This is a genomic window from Demequina sp. (assembly GCF_049841215.1).
Classification (GTDB): Bacteria; Actinomycetota; Actinomycetes; order Actinomycetales; family Demequinaceae; genus Demequina.
The window spans coordinates 25818-37539 of the sequence record NZ_JASGEO010000005.1 but is presented as its reverse complement, the minus strand read 5'-3'; the positions used below and the strand labels follow the sequence as shown (position 1 = coordinate 37539).

Sequence of the window (11722 nt, the reverse complement as noted above, 5' to 3'; positions counted from 1 at the left end):
AGGTGCCAACCTATCCTCATGACCGACGAAGCCGCCCTTCAGTTCCCCGGCACGCTCATCGAGCGGCTCGGTATCGAGATCATCTCAGTTGCCCCTGACACGGTGGTTGCGACGATGCCCGTCGCGGGCAACACCCAGCCCTACGGATTGCTCCACGGAGGCGCGTCCGCCGCCCTCGCTGAGACCGTCGGCTCGCTGGGCGCGATGGCGCATGCCGGGCCCGGCAACATCGCGGTGGGAGTGGATCTCAACATCACCCACCACCGCGCCGTAACTAACGATTTCGTCACGGCTACGGCCACTTCAGTGCATCGCGGCCGGACGATCGCCACGTATGACATTACGATTACCGACACACAACAGCGAAGAGTCGCAACGGCGCGACTCACGTGCTTGCTGAAAACACAGCCGTAACAGTTGGGGTCTACTGTGGCCTCAACTGCACTGAGGAGGAGCATGTGACGCGGGTAGCTGGCGCATTCTTAACGCGCAACCCCGTGCTGTGGCGGATTCTGGCAATTGCACTGGTACTTGGAGTTCTCGTCTTCCTGTTCGTACAGTCCGCTGCGGCGGCTGGCGACGGTGAGGTTGAGGCCGCTCCCGGCGCCAATCGCTTCTTGCAGACAATCCTCCAAGGCACCATTTACGGCCTGCTGCTGGCGCTCGCGTCAGTGGGACTGTCGCTGATCTACGGCACCACCGGACTGAGCAACTTCGCTCACGGTGAGGCCGTCACGTTCGGAGCTGCCGTGGCATTCGTTGCCGTTGGCGCCGGAGCTCCCCTGTGGGCCGCGATCCTCATCGCGATCGCCTGCGGAGCGGCCTCAGGGTGGTTGCAAGACGTGGTGTTGTGGAAGCAGTTGCGGCGCCGCGGAGTCCCCACGATGCAACAGATGATCGTGTCGATCGGCTTGGCGCTCATCCTCGTCAACATGATCCAGATCTGGATTGGCCCCGACCGCCTGCGGCTGGTGTCCTCCACCTCTGTCATCCATCGCATCGGCCCGGTGCAGCTCAGCACCGCGGACATGGTGTCGATGGCTATCTGCATCGCGGCACTCGGGGCCGTCGGCTTCTTCTTGCAGCGCACGCGCCTAGGACGAGCAACCCGTGCGGTGAGCGACAACCCAGCCCTAGCGTCGGCCACTGGAATTTCCGTGAATAGGGTGATCCGCATCGTGTGGATGCTCGCCGGCGCGCTTGCGGCGCTCGCCGGACCGCTGCTTGCGCTCTACAACGACACGCTTGACTTCATGCTCGGCGCCAACATCCTGTTGCTGATGTTCGCCGCGGTCACGCTCGGTGGCCTTGGTCACCCGTTCGGTGCCCTTGTTGGCGCGCTCGTCATCGGCATCGTCGCGCAGGTCACGACGGTCTACGCACCAACGCCAGACCTCAAGTACGCCGCCGTGCTGGCAATCCTCATCATCACGTTGCTGGTGAGACCACAAGGCATCCTTGGACGAAAGGAGCGGGTGGGCTGACATGGACTTCAACGACATCCTGCAGATCATCATTTCGCCCACCACGGCGGCCTTTGCCCTTGCCGCGATCGGCCTCAACTTCCACTACGGACTCACGGGCCTGCTCAACATGGGTCACGCCGGATTCATGCTCATCGGCATGTACGGCTACGGCATCTCCGTGTCCCACGGGCTGCCCGCGTGGGCCGGCCTCCTCATCGCCATTCTTGGCGCGGTCCTGTTCGCCCTTCTCCTTGGATGGCCGACGCTGCGCCTGCGAGGCGACTACCTCGCCATCGTGACAATCGCCGCCGCAGAAATTGTGCGCATCGTTGGGCGCAGCCAGTGGCTCAAGGAATGGACCGGCGGCAACACGGGTATTCGAGGAAAGGACTTCAAGGGGCCGTTTGAGGCGCTGTCGCCCTTCCCTGACCAGCTCATTCGCATTGGCCCGTGGCAGTTCCACGGTTCGCTCGCGAACTCGTGGTGGCTCATCACCGTTGGCTGGTCGCTCGTTGCGATCTTCGCCCTCCTGTTCTGGCGCCTCAAGTCCAGCCCATGGGGACGCGTCATGCGCGGCATCCGCGAGGACGAGGACGCGGTGCGGTCGCTCGGCAAGAATGTGTACTCGTTCAAGATGCAGTCGCTCGTGATCGGTGGCGTCATCGGTGCGCTCGGCGGCATCGTGTGGGCGCACGCGAACGCGGTGTCTCCCGACTCGATGGGCCGCACAACGACCTTCTGGATCTGGACCATGCTGCTCCTTGGCGGAGCGGCTACTGTGTTCGGACCGATTCTCGGAACGGCGCTGTTCTGGGCGCTGTTCGTACTGATCAAGCAGGTGGCCCCCATGGTGTTCCCCTCTCTGCAGGGAACTCAGGTGGAGCCGCTCGCCCTGGCGTTTGTTGGCCTTGGTCTCATCCTGCTGATCGTCTTCAGACCACAAGGCATCCTCGGAAATAGAAGGGAGATCGCGATCAATGGTTGAGATCCCGTCTTTCGAGAACGTCGAGTCCAAGCCCGGCGTGCCCAAGCCCGACCCCATTCTGACGGCCGACGGTGTGATGCGATCATTCGGCGGACTCGTGGCCGTCAACGTGCGGCACTTCGAGGTGCAGCGTCACTCCATCACGGCGCTGATCGGTCCCAACGGGGCTGGCAAGTCCACATTCTTCAACCTGCTCACCGGCTTTGACACCGCGCAAGAGGGTCACGGCATGTTCGATGGCAGGGAGTTGCGCGGCATGTCCTCCGCTCAAGTCGCACGCGCGGGCATGGTGCGCACGTTCCAGCTGACCAAGGCGCTCAGCCGCATGACGGTCATCGAGAACATGCGTCTAGGGGCACAGAACCAGGGCGGCGAGAACTTCGCCCGCGCTCTCGTCTCTCCCCTCTGGAAGAGCCGCGAGAAGGAGATCACCGAGCAGGCGGAAGAACTGCTGACGCGCTTCAAGCTCATTGAGAAAAAGGATGACTACGCAGGTTCCCTCTCTGGCGGTCAGCGCAAGCTCCTCGAGATGGCGCGAGCCCTGATGTCCAAGCCCACGATGGTGATGCTCGACGAGCCGATGGCTGGCGTTAACCCAGCTCTTACGGAGTCACTCCTTGACCACATCGTGGATCTTCGCCAAGAGGGCGTGACGGTGCTCTTCGTGGAACACGACATGCACATGGTGCGCCGCATTTCCGACTGGGTGGTCGTCATGGCGGAGGGCCGGATCATCGCGGAGGGTGACCCGCACGAGGTCATGCGAGACACCGCAGTCCAGGACGCCTACCTTGGCGCACACCACGACACCAACCTTTTTGAGGAGCGCTCGTGAGCGACGCCAACGTCATCATTTCCGCCGACGACCTCTACGCGGGATACCTCCCCGGAGTCAACATCCTCAACGGCTGCTCTATGGAGGTCCGCGAGGGTGAACTGATCGGCATCATCGGCCCCAACGGCGCCGGTAAGTCGACGTTCCTCAAGGCGCTGTTTGGCCTGGTTCCGGTCCGTTCCGGCATCGTCACCTACGACGGCGAGGACATCACCAACAAGAAGGCAAACGACCTCGTCTCGCGAGGCATCGGCTTTGTGCCCCAGACCCAGAACGTGTTCCCGTCGCTGTCCATCGAGGAGAACCTCGAGATGGGCGCCTACCAGGCACCCAAGAAGTTCAGCGAGCAGCGCGAGCGGATCTTTGAGCTGTTCCCTGTGCTCAAGGACCGGCGTTCGCAGCGTGCGGGTTCTCTGTCTGGCGGTGAACGCCAGATGGTCGCCATGGCACGCGCCCTCATGATGGACCCCAAGGTATTGCTCCTCGACGAGCCGAGCGCGGGCCTGTCCCCCGCTCGCCAAGACGAGACCTTTGTGCGCACTCGCGACATCAACCGCACGGGCGTCACCGTGATCATGGTGGAGCAGAATGCCCGACGCTGCCTTCAGATTTGCGATCGCGGTTACGTTCTCGATCAGGGCACCTCGGCATACACGGCTTCTGGCCAGGATCTTCTCAACGACCCCAAGGTCATCGAGCTGTACCTGGGCACGCTGGGCGCCTAACGCGCCGCTGTCGGGCTCTCACGGTCGCTGAGCGGCCCTGTACCGCCCTGGCATTGTTTGTCCCCCCGTGGGAACGCAACGCGCCTTCTTGTTCGTGGAGCGCAACCGCGGCGAGCCCAACCTGAGGCAATCTGGCCAACTGACGCCAGCGTCGGGCGGGCAGTGCGGCAGGCAGCCCGACGGCGAGAAACTCGGCCTCCAGCCGCTCCGCTGCAAGGCTTCCAACGGACGAACCCCGCATTCGTCCTTCAGGACCGTGAAAATCCGCCTTCTCGAGCGACGAATCGCGCTCTCGTCCCGCAGGAGCACATAACGCGGGCTCGAAGCGACGAGCCTCTCGGTGGGACTCGCGAGGCGCCGCCAGGCGCAAACGCCAAGAGGCCCCCAGCTTGCGCCGGGGGCCTCTTGAGTTGAGCTAACGCTCGGGGTGTCGCCTTACTGAACGACGCCCTCTTCAGCGGACTGCCAGACGGGAACGTTGTTTCCGTCGAAGGTGTAGATGCCGATGAAGGCGCTCGACGGGTCGTTGTCGTCGTTGAACGCACCGGAACCGGCAATCGTCTTGTACGCGATCTCCTTGCCCTCGTTGAGCAAGGCGAGGCAGTCGGCGTACGTGGAGCACTCTTCGCCGCCGGTGGCGCCGGAGACCGCAGCCATGTTGGCCTGGATCGACGCACCGTCAGTGGCACCAGCCTTCTGAGCGGCCAGCGCCACGAGGATCGCAGAGTCGTAGGACTCAGGACCGTAGGCGAAGGACGTCAGGGGCTCGGGGGCCACCGAGTTGAGGCGCTCCTGGAAGTCCTCGGCCGGGAAGGCGCCGGGAATGGTGCCCTTGGCACCCTCGAGCACGCCGGGGTCGAAGTCCTTGGAGTAGTCGGCCGTGTTGCCGTCAACCATGTAGATGTTCGTGGCGGGGTAACCGGCCTCGATCACCTTGGGCACAATGCCCTTGGTCTGGTCGAACGCGATGATCAGCAGAGCGTCGGGGTTGCCCTCGAGAGCGTTCGCCACGATCGTGTCGAAGTCGGTCTCCTTGGGGTCAAACTCCTGGCCAGCCTTGCCGTAGGTGATGGTTGCGCCCTCGGGCTCCACCGTCTCCTGGACGACGTCACGCAGCGACGTGCCGTAGTCGTCGTTGAACACCAGGATAGAGATGTTCTTCTTGCCGTCGGCGAGCAGCAACTTGCCCATGACGTTGCCCTGGATCGTGTCCGGCGGTGCCACGCGGAAGTAGAACGGCGAGTAGCCGCTCAGCGCCGTCGAGGTGTTGGCCGGGGAGATCTGCACGATCGACGCGGCGGCGATGGTGTCCACCACGTTGAGCGACACCGTGGACGAGGCGGCACCGATGATGGCGCCGACGCCGTCGCTGATGAGCTTGTCAACGGACGTGCTTGCAACCGTGGGGTTGTCGGCGTCAGAGGAGTCGGTGTGAACAACCGAAACGTCCTGGCCGTTGACGCCGCCAGCCTCGTTGATGTCCTTGATCGCGAGGTCAACACCCGCAATCTCGGGCGGGCCGAGGAAGGCGAGGCTACCCGTTTGGGGAAGCAGCGTGCCGATCGTAAGGGCCGAACCGTCGCCGTCACCACCAGGAGCGGGCGAACCGGACGTGCCCGGCTCGTCGCTGGTGGAGCAAGCGGCAAGGGCCAGCGCTGCAACGGCGGCAACTGCCGATCCGCGCGCGATGGTGTTCCAACGTGCCATGTTGTTTCCTCCATACCGGCGCCGCAGCGCCGGCCGATCGCTCAGGAGACCCTCCCCTGCGCGTTAGTGACACGCTAGCGCGCAAAGGTTTCGCTGGTGCGTCGGCTTAGTCACGATTTCTTTACCAAACCGCCCGCGCAACCAGGGATTATGGCGTCACTTACCGCCCATTTGCTCGATAACGGCCTCAGCGACCTCGCGCATGGTGAGACGACGGTCCATGGACGTCTTCTGGATCCAGCGGAAGGACTCTGGCTCGTTGAGCTTCATCTTCTCCATCAGGATGCCCTTGGCGCGCTCCACCTTCTTGCGCGTGTCCATGCGCTCGTTGATGTCCGCAATCTCGAGCTCCAGGGCGCGGATCTCGGTGAATCGCGAGGCCGCGATCTCGACGGCAGGAAGGAGGTCGCCAGGCGTGAACGGCTTCACCACGTACGCCATCGCGCCGGCATCACGCGCCCGCTCCACGAGTTCCGTCTGGGAGAAGGCCGTCAGCAGCACCACGGGCGCGAGACGGTCCTTCGCGATGTGCTCCGCGGCCGTAATGCCGTCCATGACGGGCATCTTGATGTCCATCACCACAACGTCGGGCTTGTGCTCCGTGGCGAGCGCCACGGCCTCTTCACCGTTAGCGGCCTCCCCCACCACGTCGTAGCCGCCCTCCCGGAGCGTCTCGACAATGTCCATCCGAATGAGTGCCTCGTCTTCCGCGACAACGGCGCGGCGGCTCTTGGAGGCGGTGGGCGTATCAGGAGTGTCTGTCACAACCGCTAGCCTAGTATCCGCGCCCCGATAGCCCAACCGGCAGAGGCATACGGCTCAAACCCGTACCAGTGTGGGTTCGAATCCCACTCGGGGCACTGTGTGATGTCTCAAGACATCGTTCCGCGGTGTCTCGAGACATCGTTCACTGGGGCCCTTCCGTCAGGAAGGGCCTTTGGTGTTTTTGGGTTGGTAGTCCTTGTCGGTGTTGATGGTGTGTTCGGCGAGGATTTCGCTGGTTTCGCGGTCGATGATGATGGTGTTGGGGCCGGCGATGAGGACCATGACGGGGCGGTGTTTGTGGGCTCTTCCGATGCCGAGGTGGCGTAGGTGTCCGGCGAAGCGGACGGTGATGACTCCAGACGCGTCGATGGTGTCGAACCGGATTCGGTGGTGCCGTCCTGCGATGGTGATGGTGGGTGCTGCTGGGGGTAGTGCGTGCCAGGCCTGGGCTGGGGTGCGGCGTCCTAGGGCGCGGTGGGGCCGGTCGTGGTTATAGACCTTCGTGAAGGCGTCGAGTTGGGTCTGGAGCTCGCTCAGGGTGGTCGCTGCGGGTCTAGCGCGGAGCCATTTCTTCAAGGTTTGGTGGAACCGTTCGATCTTGCCTTGGGTTTGTGGATGGTAGGGGTGGCCGTTCTTCTGGGTGATGCCCAGGTCCGCGATGAGTTGTTCGAATTGGCCCAAGCCTGGGGTGCCGGTCGCGTGCCTGGTGGTGTAGATCCGGCCGTTGTCGGTCAGTGTTGATGCTGGTAGTCCATGTCTCTCGGCGGCCGTGGTGAATGTCGACACCACGATGGGGGCGGTGACAACCTCGTGGGCCGACAGGTGCATGATCATGCGGGAGTGGTCATCAAGCCAGGTGATGATCTCGATGGGGGCGTCCCCGGCCAGCTGCCAGTGGGTCATGTCGGACTGCCACGTGTCGTTGGGAACGGGCGATTCGAAGCGGATCCAGGACGACCGTGGACGTTTGTGGGGTTCGGGGATGACCCGGTCCGCAGTGGTCAGGATTCGGTGGATCGTGGCCCGCGACGGCGGGGTCGTTCCCGCGACCTCGAGCCGTGCGTGGATCGACTCAGCTCCCGCGTCCAAACCCTCAACGGTCAGCTCGTCACGCAACGCCACAATCGCGGCCCTGACGGTGTCGTCGACCCGGGTTGGTGACGTCTTCGGAGCGCGGGAACGCGGTGCCAGCGCCTCAATCCCGTGCGCTCGATATCGCGCGAGCAGCACCCGCAGCCACCGTTTCGACACCGCGAACTTCCGTGCCGCCTCAGCGACCGTCAGACCGCCCTCGACGACCGCGAGCACCATGACCTCGTTCTTGACCCGTTGACCCATGCGACACAGTCAAGGGGTGAACGATGTCTTGAGACATGGGTGAACGATGTCCTGAAATCAGACACTGTCACCCCGACGTAGTGAGTGAGGGAGCGAAGCTGCAGGCTTCGGCTCCCGAGCGAACGGAGGAGGGGTTGAGGAGCGCCCCAGGCGCGACGATCACTCCGACTGAGAGAGCGAATCAGAAGAGGGGCCCGCGAATGCGGGCCCCTCTTCTCATTCCGGGATCCTCGGCGCCTCAGCTCCGAGTGTGTGATGAGGGCCGCTAAACGCGCATTTGGTAGCCCTCATCACACATTTGGGTGGCTGGGTCCGGAAGTTGCGGACCCGGAGAGACGCGAAGGCCCCCTCCGGCGAACCGGAGGGGGCCCAACTCGTCGCGCGAGTAGCGACTACGTGCGAACACCGCCGGAGCGCTTGCGCGCCAGCGCGTCCACCGTTGCCGCGATGATCAGCACCACGCCGTTGACGGCGAGGTTGGCGCCGTTGGGCAGGTTCAGCAGGCCAAGGCCGTTGATGATCACGGCGATCACCGTGGCACCGATGACGGCCTGGATCAGGCGGCCGCGGCCACCAAACAGGCTGACACCACCCACGACGGCTGCCGCCACACCGGAGAGCACGATGTCTCTACCAGTCGAGGCGTCTGCCGATCCCACCTTGGCCACGAAGAAGATGCCCGCGACCACGGACAGCACCGAACACGTGCAGAACGCCGCCCACTTGATGAGGGTGACGTTGACTCCCGCGCGGCGGGCTGCCTCGGCGTTGCCACCGATCGCGTACAGGTAACGCCCGTAGCGGGTGCGGTCCAGCACGAACGTGCCGATGAGCAGCAGTGCCAACACGATCGGCACCACGATGGGCACGCCACGGAGCTCCTTGAGCGCCGTGCCGCGGTCCGCGTTGAGGAAGTACACCACAACGCCACCAACCACGGCGATTGCACCCAGCTTGATCCACGTGACCGCCATGGGCGGGTTCGGTGCGCCTGACTTGGCGCGCCGCGACCTATCCCACAGCGAGACACCAAGCAGCAGTGCAAGCACCACCACAAGCAGCACCCACCCTGCCCACACGGGCATATTGGAGTTCTGAATCGCCTTGATGGGCTCGGGGATCACGCGCCACGTGCCACCGGCACCGATGATCATCAGCATGACGCCTTGGAGACCAAGGAACAGGCCTAGCGTCACGACGAATGAGGGAACTCCCACCTTCGCCACGAAGAAGCCAATCGTGAAGCCAATAAACAGGCCGATGCCAAGCGCCACCAGTAGCGCGAGCGGCCACGACATTCCGTCGGGCTGCGTAAGCCTGACGAACACCGCCATCGACACGCCAAACGTCACGCCGGCTGACAGGTCAATCTCGCCCAGCAGGAGCACGAACACGAGTGCCATACCCAGAGTCACGAGCGCTGCCGCTTGCGTGAACAGGTTGGCGATGTTGCGCTCCGTGAGGAAGTGGCTGTCGGCAAACGTGAAGATGACCATCAGCACCACGAGGCCGGCGACAGCGGGCAGGGCCCCCATCTCGCCGCCGCGCACGCGCTGCAGGTACGCGCGGAAGTACTCCCACACGTTCGTGGCCATGCCCTTGCCGAGCAGGTTGGGGGTGTCGGGGTCCGGCACCACACCAACAGGGGCGTCGACGACGGCCGCTGCTTGGGCGGAGGTCAGTGCGCCCTTCTTGGTCTTGTCGCTCATGCGGGCGCCACCTCCATCCGCTTGGTGCCGGTGATGTACCCGACGACGTCTTGCGGGTTGGTGTCCTTGGTGGCGATGCGCGCCGTCATGGACCCCAGGTAGAGCACCGAGATGTCATCCGCCACCTCGAAAACGTCTTGCAGGTTGTGAGAAATGATGATGACCGCAACGCCGGAATCGGCGAGGCGCCGCACCAGGTTCAGCACCTGCTCCGTCTGCGCCACACCAAGCGCGGCCGTGGGCTCGTCGAGGATGACGACCTTGGCTTGCTTGACTACTGACCGCGCGATCGCGACCGTTTGGCGCTGTCCACCGGACAGGCTCGAGACCTTCTGGCGCAAGGACTTCACCGTCTTCACGGACAGTGACATCAGTGCGCGCGCCGCCTCAACTTCCATCTGACCCTCGTCGAAGGTGCCAGCACCTGTCTCCTCACGGCCAAGGAACATGTTCTGGACGATGTCCAGGTTGTCACACAGCGCGAGGTCTTGGTACACAACCTCGATGCCGTGGCGGGCCGCTTCACGAGGGTGGTGCAGATCCACGGGCTCTCCGTTGAAGAGCACCTGGCCGCCGTCGTAGGGCTGCACTCCCGCAAGGCCCTTAATAAGTGTGGACTTGCCGGCGCCGTTATCGCCGACGAGCGCGGTGACCTTGCCGGCATGTGCCTGGAAGTCCACCCCGCGAAGCACGTTGACCGGGCCGAAGCTCTTGGTCACCTGCCGCAGTTCAATGATCGGTGTATCCATCGTCTCCGTCTCCTTTGACCGGTTCGTAATCTCATACTTGCTCATGCGGGAGGGGTTCCGCGCCGTTAGCGGCACGGAACCCCTCCGTCGTGCAATGTGAGTTACGCGGCGGGCTTGAGACCGGCCTCGTCACAGGCGGCCTTGACGTCGCCCGTGCAGATCTCGTCGTAGCTGGCGTTGCCGTCGTCGATGACCTGCTGCACGCCGTCCTTGCGGACGTCGATGGGCGTGGTCGCGATGAACGGGGTGCCGTCGTCGAGCTTCTTGTCCACGGTGGGCGTCTCGCCACTGAGGAGCTGAATCGCGAGGTTGGCTGCAGCCTCCGCCTCAACCTGGAACGGCTTGTAGACCGTTCCGGTCTGGAAGCCGAGCAGCACATTCTGCAGACCAGCAACAGAGGCGTCCTGACCAGAGACCGGAACCTTGCCAGCAAGGCCGTTCTTGTCGAGGATCGTGATGACGCCACCCGCGTTGGTGTCGTTGGCGGCCCAGACGCCGTCAACCTTGCCACCGAGGTCCGTCAGAGCCTGCTCGAACTGCGTGGCCGACCATTCGCCGTCCCACTTGCCATCGGGCTCGGCGGCGGGCTTGATGCCTGCGGCCTCCATCACGGAGACAGCACCGTCGTGGAACATGGCCGCGTTGCCGTCGGCGGGGTCACCACCGATGTACACAACCACCGCGGACGCGGCGTCCACGCCGTTAGCGGCGAGGCCGTCGACGACCATCTGTCCCTGCATTGCGCCAACCTCGAAGTTGTCGAAGGAGACGTAGTAGTCAGCGCCGCTGATGGGACGGTCGTAGGCGATGACGGGGATGCCCTGCGCCTTGGCCTTCTCGGTCACGGTCACGGCCGCACCCTGGTGGTCAACGAGGAGCATGACATCGCAGCCCTCGGTGAGCATCTGGTCGGCGATCGTCGCGTACTTGGCGGTGTCGCCCTGTGCGTTGTCGATGGCCACCTCGAAGCCAGCGGCCGTAATGGCCTCTTCGAGGGCGGGGCGGTCGCCGTTCTCCCAGCGCGGCGACGAAGCTGCGTCGGGGAGGATGATGCACGCGCGGCCCGAAGCGCCAGGCTCGGGGGCACCGCTCGTTGCGCCGCCGGTGGGCTCGCCGTCAGGGTCGGACGAACAGCCAGCGAGCACGAGTGCCGATGCTGACGCGAGCGCAGCAAACGACAGGATGTTGATTTTCTTCACTACATTTCCCTTCCGTTGGGACGGGGCCGGGGGCCCCCGCGCGAAGTCTCCGGTGACCAGCGCGCCACTCAGACTAGGCACGCGAAAGGTTTCGGTAACTAGTGATAATCGCGGCAATCGGAGCGTTTCGGTCACGATTGAGTAACGCGGAGATGCCGCCGCGATAACGATCTTCGCCACGGATTCCTGTGACCGTGCACAGGTCTTGCGCCCGGCGCACGTTTCGTGTGCGGGGGTTGGAAAT

The 11722-nt window shown here is 64.0% G+C and carries 11 protein-coding genes and 1 tRNA gene; 6 read left to right on the top strand and 6 right to left on the bottom strand.

Annotated features, from left to right (window positions below):
* Positions 1-18 precede the first annotated feature (18 nt).
* The 5 genes from QM618_RS01020 to QM618_RS01000 are packed head-to-tail and all read left to right on the top strand — an operon-like array spanning position 19 to position 4011.
* On the top strand, positions 19-414 hold the full coding sequence (locus QM618_RS01020) for a PaaI family thioesterase (RefSeq protein ID WP_428093597.1): 396 nt from the start codon (positions 19-21) through the stop codon (positions 412-414).
* Between the two features lie 44 nt (positions 415-458).
* Positions 459-1484 carry a branched-chain amino acid ABC transporter permease gene (locus tag QM618_RS01015; RefSeq protein ID WP_428093592.1) on the top strand — a complete coding sequence of 342 codons (1026 nt, stop codon included), beginning with the start codon at positions 459-461 and terminating at the stop codon, positions 1482-1484.
* Position 1485: 1 nt separating this feature from the next.
* Positions 1486-2451, top strand: coding sequence for a branched-chain amino acid ABC transporter permease (locus tag QM618_RS01010; protein WP_428093589.1), 966 nt, complete (start codon positions 1486-1488; stop codon positions 2449-2451).
* Positions 2444-3286, top strand: coding sequence for an ABC transporter ATP-binding protein (locus QM618_RS01005; protein ID WP_428093586.1), 843 nt, complete (start codon positions 2444-2446; stop codon positions 3284-3286). Before QM618_RS01010 ends, QM618_RS01005 begins: the two co-directional genes overlap by 8 nt.
* Positions 3283-4011, top strand: a complete 729-nt coding sequence (locus QM618_RS01000; RefSeq protein WP_428093583.1) for an ABC transporter ATP-binding protein — start codon at positions 3283-3285, stop codon at positions 4009-4011. The genes QM618_RS01005 and QM618_RS01000 overlap by 4 nt, the downstream gene beginning before the upstream one ends.
* A gap of 435 nt (positions 4012-4446) precedes the next feature.
* Here QM618_RS01000 and QM618_RS00995 read toward each other — a convergent pair whose 3' ends face one another.
* Entirely contained in the window at positions 4447-5718 is a 1272-nt protein-coding gene (locus QM618_RS00995) for an ABC transporter substrate-binding protein (RefSeq protein ID WP_428093580.1), read from the bottom strand.
* A 156-nt stretch (positions 5719-5874) separates the two neighbouring features.
* Complete coding sequence (locus QM618_RS00990; RefSeq protein ID WP_428093575.1) at positions 5875-6483, bottom strand: ANTAR domain-containing response regulator; 609 nt, start codon at positions 6481-6483, stop codon at positions 5875-5877.
* A gap of 21 nt (positions 6484-6504) precedes the next feature.
* Here QM618_RS00990 and QM618_RS00985 point away from each other — a divergent pair.
* Positions 6505-6578 (top strand) — tRNA-Leu (locus QM618_RS00985).
* A 64-nt stretch (positions 6579-6642) separates the two neighbouring features.
* Here QM618_RS00985 and QM618_RS00980 read toward each other — a convergent pair.
* From QM618_RS00980 to QM618_RS00965, 4 genes are all read right to left on the bottom strand, one after another.
* Complete coding sequence (locus QM618_RS00980) at positions 6643-7794, bottom strand: IS481 family transposase (protein ID WP_428093572.1); 1152 nt, start codon at positions 7792-7794, stop codon at positions 6643-6645.
* A 419-nt stretch (positions 7795-8213) separates the two neighbouring features.
* Positions 8214-9530, bottom strand: coding sequence for a sugar ABC transporter permease (locus QM618_RS00975; protein WP_428093569.1), 1317 nt, complete (start codon positions 9528-9530; stop codon positions 8214-8216).
* Complete coding sequence (locus QM618_RS00970) at positions 9527-10324, bottom strand: ATP-binding cassette domain-containing protein (protein ID WP_428093566.1); 798 nt, start codon at positions 10322-10324, stop codon at positions 9527-9529. The genes QM618_RS00975 and QM618_RS00970 overlap by 4 nt, the downstream gene beginning before the upstream one ends.
* A gap of 56 nt (positions 10325-10380) precedes the next feature.
* Entirely contained in the window at positions 10381-11478 is a 1098-nt protein-coding gene (locus QM618_RS00965; protein WP_428093563.1) for a sugar ABC transporter substrate-binding protein, read from the bottom strand.
* Positions 11479-11722 lie beyond the last annotated feature (244 nt).

Excerpts from the sequence above, each read along its gene's own strand:
- QM618_RS00995 (WP_428093580.1), bottom strand. The coding sequence starts at position 5,718 with ATGGCACGTTGGAACACCATCGCGCGCGGATCGGCAGTTGCCGCCGTT.
- QM618_RS00980 (WP_428093572.1), bottom strand. The coding sequence starts at position 7,794 with ATGGTGCTCGCGGTCGTCGAGGGCGGTCTGACGGTCGCTGAGGCGGCA.
- QM618_RS01010 (WP_428093589.1), top strand. The coding sequence starts at position 1,486 with ATGGACTTCAACGACATCCTGCAGATCATCATTTCGCCCACCACGGCG.
- QM618_RS01005 (WP_428093586.1), top strand. The coding sequence starts at position 2,444 with ATGGTTGAGATCCCGTCTTTCGAGAACGTCGAGTCCAAGCCCGGCGTG.
- QM618_RS01020 (WP_428093597.1), top strand. The coding sequence starts at position 19 with ATGACCGACGAAGCCGCCCTTCAGTTCCCCGGCACGCTCATCGAGCGG.
- QM618_RS00975 (WP_428093569.1), bottom strand. The coding sequence starts at position 9,530 with ATGAGCGACAAGACCAAGAAGGGCGCACTGACCTCCGCCCAAGCAGCG.
- QM618_RS00970 (WP_428093566.1), bottom strand. The coding sequence starts at position 10,324 with ATGAGCAAGTATGAGATTACGAACCGGTCAAAGGAGACGGAGACGATG.